Source organism: Ancylobacter defluvii, from assembly GCF_018390605.1.
Lineage (GTDB): Bacteria > Pseudomonadota > Alphaproteobacteria > Rhizobiales > Xanthobacteraceae > Ancylobacter > Ancylobacter defluvii.
Genome location: NZ_JAHBGD010000004.1, coordinates 26,318 through 41,844 on the forward strand (window position 1 = coordinate 26,318; position 15,527 = coordinate 41,844).

14 protein-coding genes are annotated in these 15,527 nt (G+C 68.1%); all 14 read left to right on the top strand.

Translation table 11 applies throughout. From position 1 onward, the window contains the following. Nucleotides 1–110: 110 nt before the first annotated feature. The 14 genes from cyoA to KHC24_RS02125 all read left to right on the top strand — a co-directional run bounded on the left by cyoA (nt 111) and on the right by KHC24_RS02125 (nt 15,507). Nucleotides 111–1,328, top strand: coding sequence for a ubiquinol oxidase subunit II (gene cyoA, locus KHC24_RS02060; RefSeq protein WP_213358928.1), 1,218 nt, complete (start codon nt 111–113; stop codon nt 1,326–1,328). 8 nt (nt 1,329–1,336) lie between these two features. After that, nucleotides 1,337–3,346 (top strand): cytochrome o ubiquinol oxidase subunit I, encoded by a 2,010-nt coding sequence (gene cyoB / locus KHC24_RS02065; RefSeq protein ID WP_213358929.1) that lies wholly within the window; start codon nt 1,337–1,339, stop codon nt 3,344–3,346. A 10-nt stretch (nt 3,347–3,356) separates the two neighbouring features. Continuing rightward, a complete protein-coding gene (cyoC, locus tag KHC24_RS02070) occupies nt 3,357–3,983 on the top strand; it encodes a cytochrome o ubiquinol oxidase subunit III (protein ID WP_213358930.1) in 627 nt (208 codons plus the stop codon). Beyond that, nucleotides 3,980–4,363: a cytochrome o ubiquinol oxidase subunit IV gene (cyoD, locus tag KHC24_RS02075; protein WP_213358932.1), complete on the top strand. Its 384-nt coding sequence runs from the start codon at nt 3,980–3,982 to the stop codon at nt 4,361–4,363. Before cyoC ends, cyoD begins: the two co-directional genes overlap by 4 nt. Continuing rightward, on the top strand, nt 4,360–5,121 hold the full coding sequence (locus tag KHC24_RS02080) for an SURF1 family protein (RefSeq protein WP_213358934.1): 762 nt from the start codon (nt 4,360–4,362) through the stop codon (nt 5,119–5,121). The genes cyoD and KHC24_RS02080 overlap by 4 nt, the downstream gene beginning before the upstream one ends. Next, nucleotides 5,115–6,389 (top strand): ATP-binding protein, encoded by a 1,275-nt coding sequence (locus KHC24_RS02085; RefSeq protein WP_213359036.1) that lies wholly within the window; start codon nt 5,115–5,117, stop codon nt 6,387–6,389. Before KHC24_RS02080 ends, KHC24_RS02085 begins: the two co-directional genes overlap by 7 nt. A gap of 3 nt (nt 6,390–6,392) precedes the next feature. Continuing rightward, complete coding sequence (locus KHC24_RS02090) at nt 6,393–6,971, top strand: response regulator transcription factor (protein WP_373878547.1); 579 nt, start codon at nt 6,393–6,395, stop codon at nt 6,969–6,971. Nucleotides 6,972–7,090: 119 nt separating this feature from the next. Then, nucleotides 7,091–8,704: a methyl-accepting chemotaxis protein gene (locus tag KHC24_RS02095; protein ID WP_213358936.1), complete on the top strand. Its 1,614-nt coding sequence runs from the start codon at nt 7,091–7,093 to the stop codon at nt 8,702–8,704. Nucleotides 8,705–8,720: 16 nt separating this feature from the next. Beyond that, on the top strand, nt 8,721–9,185 hold the full coding sequence (locus tag KHC24_RS02100) for a chemotaxis protein CheW (RefSeq protein WP_213358938.1): 465 nt from the start codon (nt 8,721–8,723) through the stop codon (nt 9,183–9,185). Continuing rightward, entirely contained in the window at nt 9,182–10,483 is a 1,302-nt protein-coding gene (locus KHC24_RS02105; protein ID WP_246546065.1) for a CheR family methyltransferase, read from the top strand. The genes KHC24_RS02100 and KHC24_RS02105 overlap by 4 nt, the downstream gene beginning before the upstream one ends. Further along, nucleotides 10,480–11,169, top strand: coding sequence for a chemotaxis protein CheW (locus KHC24_RS02110; protein WP_213358939.1), 690 nt, complete (start codon nt 10,480–10,482; stop codon nt 11,167–11,169). Before KHC24_RS02105 ends, KHC24_RS02110 begins: the two co-directional genes overlap by 4 nt. Next, nucleotides 11,166–13,430: a hybrid sensor histidine kinase/response regulator gene (locus KHC24_RS02115; RefSeq protein WP_213358940.1), complete on the top strand. Its 2,265-nt coding sequence runs from the start codon at nt 11,166–11,168 to the stop codon at nt 13,428–13,430. The genes KHC24_RS02110 and KHC24_RS02115 overlap by 4 nt, the downstream gene beginning before the upstream one ends. Nucleotides 13,431–13,463: 33 nt before the next feature. Then, a complete protein-coding gene (gene cheB, locus KHC24_RS02120; RefSeq protein ID WP_213358941.1) occupies nt 13,464–14,480 on the top strand; it encodes a chemotaxis response regulator protein-glutamate methylesterase in 1,017 nt (338 codons plus the stop codon). 13 nt (nt 14,481–14,493) lie between these two features. Then, nucleotides 14,494–15,507 (top strand): response regulator, encoded by a 1,014-nt coding sequence (locus KHC24_RS02125; RefSeq protein ID WP_213358942.1) that lies wholly within the window; start codon nt 14,494–14,496, stop codon nt 15,505–15,507. The last annotated feature ends 20 nt before the right edge of the window (nt 15,508–15,527 follow it).

Sequence of the window (15,527 nt, forward strand, 5' to 3'; positions counted from 1 at the left end):
TGCAGCAAGCCGGCATTGGACAAATTGTCCAATAGCCGCTTTGCTGCACCGCAGCTACCCGTTCGCCGTTTGGCAACGCCATTTTGGCAAGAACCATAGCAGGTTTCCCATTGCGCCGCCTCCGACTCCTCGCCCTGCTCCCGCTGATGGCCGCACTTGGCGGCTGCAAGTTCGAGGTGCTGGCCCCCACCGGTGATATCGCAGCGCAACAGCGCGATCTCCTGGTGATTTCGGTCCTCCTGATGCTGATCATCATCATTCCGGTGATGGCGCTGACCATCTTCTTCGCCTGGAAGTATCGGCAGTCGAATGCCGAGGCGCGCTACGAGCCGGAGTGGCACCATTCCACCCAGCTGGAGCTGGTGATCTGGGCGGCGCCGCTGCTCATCATCATCTGCCTCGGCGCCATGACCTGGATGGGCACGCATCTGCTCGATCCCTACCGGCCGCTCGACCGCATCGGCTCCCGAACGGTGCTGGCGGCCGAGGACAGGCCGCTCGAGGTGAATGTCGTCGCGCTCGATTGGAAATGGCTGTTCATCTATCCCGAGCAGGGGATCGCTACCGTCAACGAGCTGGCGGTGCCGGTCGATCGGCCGCTGCATTTCCGCATCACCTCCTCCTCGGTGATGAACGCGTTCTACGTGCCGACCATGGCGGGCATGATCTACGCCATGCCGGCCATGCAGACCCAGCTGCACGCGGTGGCCAACCAGCGGGTCGAATCGCGCGGCTTCTCGGCCAATTACAGCGGCGCCGGCTTCTCCAAGATGTTCTTCGCCTTCAAGGCGATGTCGGATTCCGAATTCACCTCCTGGGTCCGCGAGGCCAAGGGCGCGCCGGATCCGCTCACCCGCCAGGCCTATCTCGAGCTTGAGAAGCCGAGCGAGGCGGTGCCGGCGACATTCTTCAATGCCGTCGACCCGACGCTGTTCGATGCCATCCTCAATCTGTGCGTCGAGCCCGGCAAGATGTGCATGAAAGAGATGATGGCCATCGACGCCAAGGGCGGCGCCGGCCTCGAAAGCGCCGTCGCCAGCCTGCTGCCGCTCCTGCATGACAAGCATGCGCGGCGCGGCACCGTGTTCGGCGGTGCGCCGTCCTATGTGGTCGGCATCTGCACGCCGGAAGAGCTCGCCACCGCGCTGACCCTGTCCGCGGCCGGTTCCTCCGAGGCGGCGTCCCGCCGCGTCGACAGCGGCCCGGTCACCGGCGCCGGCCTGCCGATGCCCGGCGGCTTCTCCCCGGCGCTGCTGCCCGCCTTCACGTCGCCCCTTCTGCCGACGAGCGAGGCCGATATCGGTCCGCGCCGGCCTTCCAACAGCTGACGGCAGCCATGACAGAATCCCCTATCGTCGAATCGACTTTCCTGCTGGGCCGCTTCAACCTTCAGGCGATCCCCTATCACGAGCCGATCCTGGTCTTCACCTTCATCGGCGTCGCCATCGGCGGCGCCGCGGTGCTGGGCGCGCTCACCTATTTCCGCCTGTGGGGTTATCTGTGGCGCGAGTGGTTCACCTCGGTGGACCACAAGAAGATCGGCATCATGTACATGGTGCTCGGCCTCATCATGTTCCTGCGCGGCTTCGCCGACGCCATCATGATGCGCCTGCAGCAGGCCCTGGCCTTTGGCGGCTCCGAGGGCTACCTGCCCGCCCATCACTACGATCAGGTCTTCTCCGCCCACGGCGTGATCATGATCTTCTTCGCGGCCATGCCGTTCGTGACCGGGTTGATGAATTTTGTCGTGCCGCTGCAGATCGGCGCGCGCGACGTGTCCTTCCCCTTCCTGAACAATTTCTCGTTCTGGATGACGGTGTCGGGCGCGACGCTGGTGATGACCTCGCTGTTCGTCGGCGAGTTCGCGCAGACCGGCTGGCTCGCCTATCCGCCGCTCTCGGGCATCGCCTACAGCCCCTATGTCGGCGTCGACTATTACATATGGGCGCTGCAGATCGCCGGCGTGGGAACCACGCTGTCGGGCATCAACCTCATATGTACCATCGTGAAGATGCGTGCCCCCGGCATGGACATGATGAAGATGCCGGTCTTCACCTGGACCTCGCTCTGCACCAACGTGCTGATCGTCGCCTCCTTCCCGATCCTGACCGCCACCCTGGCGCTGCTGACCGCCGACCGCTATCTCGGCACCAACTTCTTCACGAACGATCTCGGCGGCAACCCGATGATGTACGTGAACCTTATCTGGATCTGGGGCCACCCGGAGGTCTACATCCTCATCCTGCCGGCCTTCGGCATCTTCTCCGAGGTCACCTCGACCTTCTCCGGCAAGAAGCTGTTCGGCTACACCTCGATGGTCTACGCCACGGTGGTCATCACCATCCTGTCGTACCTCGTCTGGCTGCACCACTTCTTCACCATGGGCTCCGGCGCCAGCGTGAACTCGTTCTTCGGGATCACGACCATGATCATCTCGATCCCGACGGGAGCGAAGATGTTCAACTGGCTGTTCACCATGTATCGCGGCCGCATCCGGTTCGAGCTGCCGATGATGTACACGGTCGCCTTCATGCTGATCTTCGTGATCGGCGGGATGACCGGCGTGATGCTCGCGGTGCCGCCCGCCGACTTCGTGCTGCACAACTCGCTGTTCCTGATCGCCCACTTCCACAACGTGATCATCGGCGGCGTGGTGTTCGGCGTGTTCGCCGGCATCGCCTTCTGGTGGCCCAAGGCGTTCGGCTTCCGGCTCGATCCGTTCTGGGGCAAGATGTCGTTCTGGTTCTGGGTGGTCGGCTTCTTCTTCGCCTTCATGCCGCTCTACGTGCTCGGCCTGATGGGCGTCACCCGCCGCCTGCGTGTCTTCGACGACCCCTCGCTGCACATCTGGTTCATCATCGCGGCCTTCGGCGCGGCGCTCATCGCCTGCGGCATCGCCTCGTTCATCATCCAGATCGGCGTGAGCATCCTGAAGCGCGACAAGCTGCGCGACACCACCGGCGATCCTTGGAATGCCCGCACGCTGGAGTGGGCGACCTCCTCGCCGCCGCCGGCCTACAACTTCGCCTTCACCCCGGTGGTCCACGACAGCGATGCGTGGTGGGACATGAAGCAGCGCGGCTACGTCCGTCCGCTGTCGGGCTTCAAGCCGATCCACATGCCGAAGAGCTCCGGCACCGGCCCGATTCTCGCGGCGATCAGCTTCGTGCTCGGTTTCGCGCTGATCTGGTACATCTGGTGGCTGGCGGCGGTGAGCTTCGTCGCCCTCCTCGCGGTCGCGATCCATCACACCTTCAACTACAACCGCGACTTCGACATTCCTGCCGAGGAAGTCGTCCGCACCGAGGAAGCGCGCACGCGTGTCCTCGCCCAGGCGAACGCATGAGCACCGAAGCATGAGCACGACCGTGACCGCCCCGAGCGAGGCGCCCGTCTTCTACGTGGTCGACGAGCACCCGCATCCCGAAGGCCACAGCACCGCGCTGGGCTTCTGGATCTACCTGATGAGCGACTGCCTCATCTTCGCGATCCTGTTCGCCACGTTCGGCGTGCTCGGCGGCAACTACGCCGCCGGGCCCGGCCCGCGCGACCTGTTCGACCTGAACCTGGTGGCGCTCAACACCACCATGCTGCTGCTGTCCTCCATCACCTATGGCTTCGCCATGCTGGCAATGGACAAGGACCGGGTGAAGGCGACGCAGTTCTGGCTGGTGATCACCGGCCTGTTCGGTCTCGCCTTCCTGTCGATCGAACTCTACGAGTTCCACCACATGATCGCCGAGGGCGCGACGCCGCAGCGCAGCGCCTTCCTCTCCGCCTTCTTCACCCTGGTCGGGACCCACGGCCTGCACGTCACCTTCGGCATCATCTGGCTGGTGACGCTGATGGTGCAGGTGCATCAGCGCGGGCTGGTGGTCGCCAATAAGCGCCGGCTGATGTGCCTGTCGATGTTCTGGCACTTTCTCGACGTGGTGTGGATCGGCGTCTTCACCTTCGTCTATCTGCTGGGGATGCTGCGATGAGCGCCAACGCCCATAACGATGCGCACGGGCACGATGTGCACGCCGAACTCGGCGTCGCCCACGGCTCGATGCGCAGCTACATGACCGGCTTCGTGCTGTCGGTCATCCTCACCGCCGTGCCGTTCTGGCTGGTGATGAGCGGCAAGATCGGCAACCCGACCTGGACCGCGGCGATCGTCCTGGTCTTCGCGGTGGTGCAGATCGTGGTGCACATGATCTACTTCCTGCACATGAACTTTAAGTCGGAAGGCGGCTGGAGCATGCTGGCGCTGGTGTTCACCCTCATCGTGGTGGGCATCGCCATGGCCGGCTCGCTGTGGGTCATGTACCACCTCAACACCAACATGATGCCCAGCCACGACATGAGGCAGATGCTATGAGCCGACCGCCCCACCGGGCGGACGACCATCCAAGGCCACAGGCGGGAAAGAGGGTCGCCCTCCTTCTCGCCTGTTGCATTATGGCCGCCCTGTTCGCCGCTCTCGGCGTCTGGCAGGTGCAGCGGCTCTCCTGGAAGCTCGACCTCATCGCCCGGGTGGAAGCGCGCCTGCAGGCCGCGCCGGTGGCGGCGCCGGCCGCCGTCTCCGCCGCCGACGAGTACCGGCGGGTGCGGCTCGAGGGCCGCTTCCTCAACGATCGCGAGACGCTGGTGCAGGCGGTCACCGAGCTCGGCGGCGGCTTCTGGGTGCTGACGCCGCTGGCGACCGACAGCGGCACTACCGTGCTGGTCAATCGCGGCTTCGTGCCGCCCGAGCGGCGTGATCCGGCCAGCCGCGCCGCCGGCCTGATCGAGGGGCCGGTCGCGATTACCGGGCTTCTCCGCCTCACCGAGCCGGGCGGCGGCTTCCTGCGCGCCAACGATCCTGCCGGCAATCGCTGGTTCTCGCGCGATGTCGCCGCCATCGCCGCCGCGCGCGGCCTCGGCGGGGCCGGGGCGCCGGTAGCGTCCTATTTCGTCGATGCCGACGCGACGCCGGTGCCCGGCGGCTTCCCGGTCGGCGGGCTCACCGTGGTACGCTTCGCCAACAACCATCTCGTCTACGCGCTGACCTGGTTCGCGCTCGCCGGCATGTGCCTGGCAGCGGCGGTGTTCGTGTGGCGTCGGCCGGCGGGGATGCGCGGGATACCGGCATCGTGAGCACGGCCGAGCGCGATACCGCCAACCGCGAGAACCTGTTCCTGCTGACGCAGCTGCGCTGGCTGGCGGTCGCCGGACAGGTCGTCACCATCCTCATCGTCCGCTTCGGCCTCGGCATCGAGCTGCCGCTCCAGGAAATGGGGATGGTGCTCGCCTGCCTGGTTGCGCTCAATCTCGCGACGCTGGTCTATCACGAACGGCGGACCGCGATCTCCGACACCGAGTTGCTGCTGGAACTGCTGCTGGACGCCGCGGCGCTTACCATGCAGCTCTATCTGGCCGGCGGCGCCTCCAATCCCTTTGTCTCGCTCTATCTGCTGCAGGTGGCGCTCGGTGCCGTGCTGCTGCCGAGCTGGTCGGCCTGGGTGTTGGCGGGCGTGGTGTTGAGCGGCTTCGTGCTGCTGATGCGGAAGTTCCGGCCGCTGCCGCTGTCGGAGGAACTGCATGGTGACCTGTTCACCCTGCATATCGGCGGCACGTTCATCTGCTTCGTGCTCGCCACGCTTCTGCTGGTGGCCTTCATCACCCGTATCGGCCGAAACCTGCGCGACAGCGACGCCCGCCTCGCCAGCTTGAACCGCCAGCAGGCGGAGGAGGGCCACATCGTGCGGATGGGTCTGCTGGCCTCCGGCGCCGCGCACGAGCTCGGCACGCCGCTCGCCACCGTCTCGGTGATCCTCAGCGACTGGCGGCGCATGCAGCTGCTTCGTGACCGGCCGGACCTCGCCGAGGACATCGCCGAGATGCAGCGTCAGCTCGACCGCTGCAAGGCCATCGTCTCCGGTATCCTGATGTCGTCGGGCGAGGCGCGCGGCGAAGGGACATTGCGCACCACGGCGGCGGCCTTCTTCGACGGCATGATGAGCGAGTGGCAGGCGCGGCGTTCGCCGCACGCGCTCGACTACCGGCGCGAGCTTGTCGACGACGAGGAGATCATCTCCGACATCGCCCTCAAGCAGATCGTCTTCAACCTGCTCGACAATGCGGTGGAGGCCTCGCCGGATTGGGTCGGCGTGTCGGTGCGGCGACACGACGATGTGATCGTGCTGGAGGTGCGCGACCGCGGCCCCGGCTTTACCAAGGACATGCTCGCCGCCTTTGGTACGCCATACAATTCCACCAAGGGCAGGCCGGGCGGCGGTCTCGGCCTGTTCCTGGTGGTCAATGTCGTGCGCAAGCTGGGTGGACATGTGGAGGCGGTGAACGAGGCACAGGGCGCCTGCGTCACGCTGACCCTGCCGCTCGAAGCCCTCTCGGCGGAGGCCTGATACATGAACGACATCCCCCCGCAGGCGGACATGTTCGGCGCCGATGCGCCCGATCCTGGCAAGCTCCTGCTCATCGTCGAGGACGACGCCGCCTTCGCCCGGGCGCTCACCCGTTCCTTCGAGCGCCGCGGCTACGAGGTGCGCACCAGCCAGAGCGTCGATGGCGTCGAGACGGCGCTCGACGGCGCCTTGCCCGGCTATGCGGTGGTGGACCTGAAGCTCGCCGGCGGCTCCGGCCTCGAATGTGTGAAGATGCTGCACGCCCGCGATGCGGCGATGAAGATCGTGGTGCTGACGGGTTTCGCCAGCATCGCCACCGCGGTGGAGGCGATCAAGCTCGGTGCCTGCCACTATCTCGCCAAGCCGGCCAACACCGACGACATCGAGGCCGCCTTCGCCCGTGCCGACGGCGATTCCTCGATCGCGGTGGCGGCGCGGCCGACCTCGCTGAAGACCCTCGAATGGGAGACCATTCACGAGACGCTGGTCGACACCGACTTCAACATCTCCGAGACCGCAAGGCGGCTCGGCCTGCACCGGCGCACACTGGCCCGCAAGCTGGAAAAGAAGCCGCTGCCCTGAGCCGCCGCCGCGCCGCCGCGCCGGGCGGCTTCAACCCTGTGGAAACCAATCGTCGCTAGAATGCCCCGTGCCCGATGGTCGCGCCGCGCGCCGCCTGCGGCTTGTGGGGGATCCGGACGATGAAGAACCTGACCATCCGCCAGCGGATTCTCGCGAGCTTCCTCGCCATCCTGCTGGTGCTCTCGGCCATGGCCGGATCCTGCTATTACTGGTTCCTGTCCGCGGAAAACGAGGCGCTGAAGGTCGAGACCAGCACCGTGCCGGCGCTCTCCACCAGCCTCCGGCTGATGACCGCCTGGACCCGCGCGCAGAGCCTGCTGCGGGCGCTGGCGCTGGAGGATACCCCCGAAGGCCGCAAGCAGGTGCTGGAGCGCATCAAGTCGAACCGCGACATCGCGAACGCGCTGCTGGCCAGCTACGAGCGGACGCTCGACAGCGATCAGGACCGCCGCAATTTCGCGACGTTCCGCGACGCGATCCTCCACTACGACCGGGTGCAGGAGACGGCGCTCGGCCAGTCTGACGACGAGCTGCGCGCCACCATCGCCCGCGACCTGGTGCCGTTGCTCACCCAGGTCCAGCAGGCGCTCGAAGATACGGTGGCGTTCAACCAGCAGGAGGCCAACGAATCGACCGCGACCATCGTCGCCATCGTGCGCAATGCCGAGTTCGGGCTCGCCATCGGCTTTGCGATCGCGGCGCTGCTGTCGGTGCTGTCCGGCTACCTGCTGTACCGCGCCATTGCCGGGCCGCTCGGCAAATTGCTGGCGATGGTCGGGGTGATGCGCGCCGGCGACTTCTCCGAACGGCTCGCACTCGAGCGCCGCGACGAATTCGCCACCCTGTCGGACGGCTTCAATGCCATGGCCGAGGAACTCACCGCCCTGATCGGGCAGGTGCAGAAATCGAGCATCCAGGTCAACACCTCGATCACCGAGATCGCCGCCACTTCCAAGGAGCAGCAGGCGACCGCCGGCGAGATCGCCGCCACCACCACCGAGATCGGCGCCACCGCCAAGGAAATCTCCGCCACCTCCAACGAACTGGTGCGCACCATGGGCGAGGTGTCGAGCGTCGCCGAGCAGACCGCCACCCTCGCCGGCGGCGGCCAGGCCGGCCTCGCCCGCATGGAGGCGACCATGCGCCATGTGATGGAGGCGGCCGGCGCCATCAACGCCAAGCTGGCGGTGCTCTCCGAGAAGGCCGGCAACATCAACCAGATGGTCACCACCATCACCAAGGTGGCCGACCAGACCAACCTGTTGTCGCTCAACGCCGCCATCGAGGCGGAGAAGGCGGGACAATATGGCCGTGGCTTCGCGGTGGTCGCCACCGAGATCCGCCGCCTCGCCGACCAGACCGCCACCTCCACCTACGACATCGAGCAGATGGTCAAGGACATCCAGTCGGCGGTCGCCGCCGGGGTGATGGGCATGGACAAGTTTTCCGAGGAAGTGCGGCGCGGCATGACGGAAGTGCAGGAGGTCGGCGGCCAGCTGTCGCAGATCATCGCCCAGGTGCAGGGCCTGGTGCCGCGCTTCGAGGACGTCAACGAGGGCATGCAGGCGCAGGCCACCGGCGCCGAGCAGATCAGCGAGGCCCTGTCGCAGCTCAGCGAGGCGGCGCAGCAGACGGTGGAATCGCTGCACCAGTCGACGCTGGCCATCGACGAGCTCAATCAGGTGTCCTCGGGATTGCGCAGCTCGATCTCGCGGTTCAAGCTCCGGGCATGACGGCGAGGCAGGCACGATGCTGTTCCTGATGTTCCGCATCGGCAAGGATCGCTACGTCCTCGACGTCGAGCAGATCGAGCAGGTGCTGCCGCTGATGCAGGCCAAGGCGCTGCCCGGCGCTCCGCCCGGCGTGGTCGGGGTGATCAACTATCGCGGCGAGCCGGTGCCGCTGATCGATCTCGCCGCGCTGGCGACCGGCCATCCGGTGGCGCCGGTGATGAGCACCCGCATCATCCTGGTTCGCTACCCGGCGCCGGGGGAGGGCGCGCATCGGCTGGCCCTCTGCGCCGAGCGGGTGATCGACACCATCCAGCGCGACCCCGGCGACTTCATCGCCACCGGCGTCGAGGCCGGCACGCCGGCCTGGCTCGGCCCGGTCGCCGCCGACGCCGACGGCTTCGTCCAGTGGGTGCGCGCCCCGGCACTGCTGAGCGACGACATCCGCGCCGTCCTGTTCCGCCCGGCCGGAGCGGATGCATGATCCTCGACGAGGTCGAGCAGCTGCTGCACGAGCGCATCGGCCTCGACGCCGGCACGGTCGGCGTCTCCGGGCTCAACTATGCGCTGAAGCAGCGCATGGCCGCCTGTGCCATCACCGATCCGTCGCTGTATTGGCGGCGGCTGGCCGTGACGCCGCAGGAGCAGCAGGAGCTGATCAACGCGGTCATCGTGCCGGAAACCTGGTTCTTCCGCGACCCCAAGGCCTTCGTCGCCATGACGCGCCAGGCGCTGGCGATGCGCGCCAAGGGCGAGGTGGCGGAGGGGCGCGCGCTGCGGCTGATCAGCCTTCCGTGCTCGACCGGCGAGGAGCCCTATTCCATGGCGATGGCGCTGTTCGACGTCGGCCTTGCCGCGTCGGATTTCGTCATCGACGCCATCGACATCTCCACCCGCAATCTCGCCGCCGCCGCACAGGCGGTCTATGGCCGCAATTCGTTTCGCGGTGCCGATCTCGAATTTCGCGCCCGGCATTTCAATGCCGTGGAGGGCGGCTACCGGCCGCATGCGGAAATCCGCCGCCAGGTGCGGTTCCGGCACGGCAATCTGCTCGATCCTTTGAGAATCGATGCCGAGCCCTACGATGTCGTGTTCTGCCGCAACCTGCTGATCTATTTCGACCGCGACACCCAGGAGCGGGCGCTCGACCGCCTGCACCGGATGCTGGCGCCGCACGGCGTGCTGCTGGTGGGTTCGGGCGAGGCCGGCTTGCCGCTGACGTGCGGATTTTCCTCGCTGCGCATCCCGATGGCGTTCGCCTTCGCCAAGCGGGGCGCCGCTGAGCGGCAACCCCAGCCGGTTCCGCCGCCCCTCGCCGCCGCACCGGCCGTGCGGAAGCCGCCGGCGCGGCCGGCACCGGCGGTACCGCTGCGCACCCGCACGCCGCCGTCGCGGACGGCACCGCCGCCGCATCTCACGCCATCCGCGCCGCCCGCCCCGGCGCCCGCCCCACTGCGCGATGCGGCGGACGAGAGCCTTGAGACCGTCGAGCGTGCGGCGAATGAGGGTCGGCTCGGCGAGGCTCGCCAGGCGGCACGCCGGCACATCGATGCCTTCGGCCCGTCGGCGGCCGCCTTATACCTGCTCGGCCTGGCCTGCGACGCCGACGGCGCGGCGGACGAGGCCGTCGAGGCCTATCGCAAAGTGCTCTATCTGGCGCCGGACCACCGCGAGGCGCTGGCGCATCTGGCGCTGCTGCTGCGTCAGCGTGGCGATCTTGCCGGGGCGAAGGCGTTCAGCGACCGTCTCGGCCGGCTAGAGAAGAGGAGTGAGCGGCGATGAGCGCCGGAGCCGATGACAGGCCGTCCGGCCACCCCGCCAATGCCGCGGCACCGCCCAAGGCAGCCGCGCGTCAGGATACCTCGAGCCACGAGACTTCGCGTCATCAGGCGGCCAGCCGTCTGCTCGATCGTCCCCTGCCGCCGGGATACCGGGAGGAATGGGCGCGCTATTTCGCGGAGGTCGCCGACGCCGATCGGGAGGAGACCTCCGCCAGCGAGGGCGGCGAGGCGCGCCGCATCCTGGTGTTCCGGCTTGCCGATGAGTGGCTGGCGCTTCCCGCCGACCTGGTGCAGGAGATCACCGAGCCACGCCCGCGCCACACGCTGCCGCACCGGCGCGACACACTGGTGCTCGGCGTGGTCAATATTCGCGGCGAATTGCTGGTCGAGGTCTCTCTCGCCTCGCTGATCGGCATCGGCGCGCCGCAGGGCGACGCGCGCGAGAGCGGCACCGCCGCCTTTGCCCGCCTGGTGGTGATCGGCCGCGAGGGCCGACGGGTGGCGTTCCGCGCCGATGAGGTGCACGGCCTGCTGCAATATGCGGCGCGCGATCTCGTCGAGCTGCCGGCGACGATCGGCAAGTCGGCATCCAGCTTCGCGACCTCGATGGTGGGCTGGCAGGGCCGCCTGCTCGGCCGTCTCGACGGCGGCCTGGTGCTCGACGCCATCGACCGGGGCATCGCATGAGCACCCCGGATTACGGCAGCTTCTCCATGCTCGACCTGTTCCGGGCCGAGCTCGACATGCAGTCGCAGGCGCTCACCAACAGTCTGCTGGCGCTGGAGCGCGATCCGGTTGCCGCGGCCGAGCTGGAGGCGGCGATGCGGGCGGCGCATTCGCTCAAGGGCGCGGCGCGGATCGTCGAACTGATGCCGGCGGTGCAGGTCGCCCACGCGATGGAGGAATGCCTCGTCGCCGCGCAGAACGGGCAGTTGCGGCTGCGGCAGGGCCATATCGACGCCTTGCTCAAGGGGGTCGATCTGCTGGCGCTGGTCGCCACGGACGAGGCCGCCGGCGCGGCCGCCGGACCGCGGATCACCGCCTTCCTGCACACGCTGGAGGCGGCGTCGACGGCGGGGGGAGGGGACGGCGTCGACGAGCCTACCCCACCGGAGCCGGAGCCCGCCCTCGCCACCCTTGTCGCCGACGCCGCGCCACCCACCGCCCCGCTCCCGCCTCCCGACGCCTCGTCGATTGGTGCGGACCGCATGATCCGCATCACCTCGCAGAGCATGACGCGGCTGCTCGGCCTCGCCGGGGAATCGCTGATCGAGGCCCGGCGCCTGCGGCCGTTCGCCGACAGCCTGCAGCGCCTGCGGCGCCAGCAAGCCGAGCTCGCCCGCGCGCTCGATACCGTGCGCGCCGGCCTGCCGCCGGACGCGGAAGAAGGCCCGGCCGCCCAGGCGCTCGCCCTCGCCCGCGCCACGCTCGGCGAGAGCCGGGACTATCTCGCCACGCGGCTCGCCGAACTCGATTCCATCGATCGGCGCGGCACCGATCTCGCCAATCGCCTCTATGCCGAGACGCTGGAGAGCCGCATGCGTCCGTTCGAGGACGGCGTGCGCAGCTATTCCCGCACCGTGCGCGACCTCAGCCGGGCGCTCGGCAAGCAGGCGCGGCTGGCGATCCTCGGCGGCGCAACCGGCATCGACCGCGACATTCTCGACCAGCTCGACGCGCCGCTCGGCCATTTGCTGCGCAACGCCATCGACCATGGGCTGGAGACGCCGGAGGAGCGCCGCGCCGCCGGCAAGCCGGCCGAGGGCCTCATCCGCCTCGAGGCCCGGCATACGGCGGGCCTGTTGCAGATCATCATCGCCGATGACGGGCGCGGCATCGATCTCGACGGGCTACGCCGCGCGGTGGTGGAGCGCCATCTGATCGCCGCGGACGCCGCCGCCCGGCTCAGCGAGGCGGAGCTGCTGGAATTCCTGTTCCTGCCCGGCTTCTCGATGAAGCCGACGGTGAGCGACGTTTCCGGTCGCGGCGTCGGCCTCGATGCGGTGCAGACCACGGTGAAGGAGGTGCGCGGCCGCGTCAGCGTCACCACGCGCGCCGGCGAGGGCACGCGCTTCCTGTTGGAACTGCCGCTCACCCTCTCGGTCATCCGTACCCTGCTGGTCGAGGTCGACGGCGAGCCCTATGCGCTGCCGCTGGCCGGCATCACCCGCACGCTCAAGCTGGCGCGGGACGCCATCGAGACGCTGGAGGGGCGCCCGCATTTCCGCTTCGGTGCCCGGCCGGTCGGGCTGATCACCGCCCATGAGCTGCTGGAGCGCGGCGCGGCGCGGTCGGATTCGGCCGAGCTCGCCGTGGTGGTGATCGGCGAGGACGACGGCGCCTATGGGCTGATCGTCGACCGCTTCCTCGGCGAGCGCGAGCTGGTGGTGCGCCTGCTCGATCCGCGGCTGGGCAAGATCAAGGACATCAGCGCCGCGGCGCTGATGGAGGACGGCGCGCCGGTGCTGATCGTCGACATGGACGATCTGCTGCAATCGGCCGACAAGCTCGCCATGGCCGGGGCGTTCCGCACCCTGCGGCAGAGCCTGGCCGCCACGGCGCAGACCCGGCGCAAGCGGGTGCTGGTGGTCGACGATTCGCTCACCGTGCGCGAGCTGGAGCGCAAGCTGCTCGACCAGCACGGCTATGCCGTCGAGATCGCCGTCGACGGCATGGATGGCTGGAATGCGGTGCGCTCGGGGGCTTTCGACCTGGTGGTCACCGATGTCGACATGCCGCGCATGGACGGCATCGAGCTGGTGACGCTGATCAAGCACGATCCACGGCTCAACCGGCTGCCGGTGATGATCGTGTCCTATAAGGACCGTGAGGAGGACCGGCGCCGTGGCCTCGACGCCGGAGCGGACTATTATCTCACCAAGGGCAGCTTCCACGACGAAACCCTGATCCACGCGGTCGAGGATCTGATCGGCGCGGCGGTGGAGTGAGGCGGAGCGGCGCAACACGATGTGGGACGCGACATGAGGATCGGCATCGTCAACGATCTGCCATTGGCGGCGGAGGTGCTGCGGCGGGCGGTGGTCTCGGCGCCGGAATATGAGGTGGCCTGGATCGCGGCCAACGGGCGCGCCGCGGTCGAGGCCTGCCGGCGCGACCTGCCCGATCTGGTGCTGATGGATCTGGTCATGCCGGAAATGGACGGGGTGGAGGCGACGCGGCAGATCATGAGCCAGACGCCCTGCGCCATCCTGCTGGTCATCGCCAGCGTCGACGGCAACATTCCCGGCGTCTACGAGGCGATGGGCCATGGCGCGCTCGATGCCGTCGACATTCCCTCGGTCAGCCGCGCCGACGACATGTCGATCCAGGCGAATGTGCTGCTGGCCAAGATCGCCACCATCGGCAAGCTGGTCGGCGACGGCCGCTCGCCGCGCCCGGGGCCGTCCTTTCCGGCGCCGTCCGGCCTGACGCCGCCGCTGGTGGCGATCGGCGCCTCGGCCGGCGGCCCGGCGGCGGTGGCGAGCCTGCTCGGCGGCCTGCCGGCCGACTTCCCGGCGGCGCTGGTTCTCGTCCAGCACGTGGACGAGAAATTCGTTCCGGGCCTCGCCGCCTGGCTCGGCCAGCACACCGCGCTGAAGGTGCGCCCGGCGCTGGAGGGCGACCGGCCGGAGGTCGGCACGGTGCTGATCGCCGCCTCGGCCGACCACCTCATCCTCACCGCCTCGGGCGCGCTCGCCTACACGCCGGAGCCGATCGCCTATCCCTACCGGCCTTCGGTCGACGTGTTCTTCAAGAGCGTTGCCCGGCTGTGGCGGGGCGAGACGATCGGGGTGCTGCTCACCGGCATGGGGCGCGACGGGGCGGTCGGCCTCAAGATGCTCCGTGACGCGCATCACCACACGATTGCACAGGACAAGCAGAGCAGCGCGGTTTACGGAATGCCGAAGGCCGCCGCCGCGCTCGGTGCGGCCGTCGAAATTCTTCCCCTCGACCTGATCCCCGGCCGGCTGACAGCGGCTTTCGGGCGATCGCAATGACGGGCATAGTGCTATGAGCAATACCGGCGCCTTCCCGGGCAGCGTGCCGCATCTGGCGGAAACCTATCTCTCGCTGGTGCTGCTGGTCGATGACCAGGTGCTGATCTGCGAAGCGGTCCGGCGCTCGCTGCTGGGCGAGGGCGACATCGATCTGCATTACTGCACCAACGCCCATGATGCGATCCGGGTCGCCGGCGAGCTGAAGCCGACGGTCATCCTGCAGGATCTGGTCATGCCGGGCATCGATGGCCTGGCTCTGGTGCGTCAATACCGGGAAAATCCGGCGACCCAGTCGGTGCCGGTCATCGTGCTGTCCGCGAAGGACGAGGCGGCGACCAAGAGCGCGGCGTTCCAGGCCGGCGCCAACGATTATCTCGTCAAGCTGCCCGACCGCATCGAGCTGATCGCCCGCATCCGTTACCATACCCGCGCCTATCTCGATCATCTCCAGCGCGACGCCGCCTATGCGGCGCTGCGCGAAAGCCAGCGCCAGCTGATGCAGGCCAATCTGGAGCTGGAGCGCCTCACCCGCATCGACGGGCTGACCAGCCTCGGCAACCGGCGCTATTTCGATGAATACATGCTGGCCGAATGGCGGCGCGCGCTGCGCAGCGACCTGCCGCTGTCGCTGCTGATGATCGATGTCGATCAGTTCAAGGACTACAACGACACCTATGGCCATCTCGCGGGAGACGAGGTGCTGCGGCGGGTGGGCAACGCCATTCGCCTGAGCGCCGGCCGGGCCGGCGACCTTGCGGCGCGTTTCGGCGGCGAGGAGTTCATCGTCGTGCTGCTGAACACCGAGATCGACGGGGCGCGGGTGGCTGCCGAGCGGTTGGTGCAGAATGTGCGCGACCTCGACATCCCGCATGGCAACGGACGGGTCACGGTCAGCGTCGGGGTCGCCTCGATGCGGCCGGAGGGCGATTCGCCGGAGGTGATCATGACCGCCGCCGACCTGGCGCTGTTCCGCGCCAAGGCGGCGGGCAAGGACCGCTACGAGCTGAGCGTCCCGACGGATCGCTAGGCGCGGGCGCCGCCAGCCAT

Excerpts from the sequence above, each read along its gene's own strand:
- KHC24_RS02115 (WP_213358940.1), top strand. The coding sequence starts at position 11,166 with ATGAGCACCCCGGATTACGGCAGCTTCTCCATGCTCGACCTGTTCCGG.
- cheB (WP_213358941.1), top strand. The coding sequence starts at position 13,464 with ATGAGGATCGGCATCGTCAACGATCTGCCATTGGCGGCGGAGGTGCTG.
- KHC24_RS02090 (WP_373878547.1), top strand. The coding sequence starts at position 6,393 with ATGAACGACATCCCCCCGCAGGCGGACATGTTCGGCGCCGATGCGCCC.
- KHC24_RS02100 (WP_213358938.1), top strand. The coding sequence starts at position 8,721 with ATGCTGTTCCTGATGTTCCGCATCGGCAAGGATCGCTACGTCCTCGAC.
- cyoB (WP_213358929.1), top strand. The coding sequence starts at position 1,337 with ATGACAGAATCCCCTATCGTCGAATCGACTTTCCTGCTGGGCCGCTTC.
- KHC24_RS02080 (WP_213358934.1), top strand. The coding sequence starts at position 4,360 with ATGAGCCGACCGCCCCACCGGGCGGACGACCATCCAAGGCCACAGGCG.
- cyoD (WP_213358932.1), top strand. The coding sequence starts at position 3,980 with ATGAGCGCCAACGCCCATAACGATGCGCACGGGCACGATGTGCACGCC.
- KHC24_RS02095 (WP_213358936.1), top strand. The coding sequence starts at position 7,091 with ATGAAGAACCTGACCATCCGCCAGCGGATTCTCGCGAGCTTCCTCGCC.
- KHC24_RS02105 (WP_246546065.1), top strand. The coding sequence starts at position 9,182 with ATGATCCTCGACGAGGTCGAGCAGCTGCTGCACGAGCGCATCGGCCTC.
- KHC24_RS02125 (WP_213358942.1), top strand. The coding sequence starts at position 14,494 with ATGAGCAATACCGGCGCCTTCCCGGGCAGCGTGCCGCATCTGGCGGAA.
- cyoC (WP_213358930.1), top strand. The coding sequence starts at position 3,357 with ATGAGCACGACCGTGACCGCCCCGAGCGAGGCGCCCGTCTTCTACGTG.
- KHC24_RS02110 (WP_213358939.1), top strand. The coding sequence starts at position 10,480 with ATGAGCGCCGGAGCCGATGACAGGCCGTCCGGCCACCCCGCCAATGCC.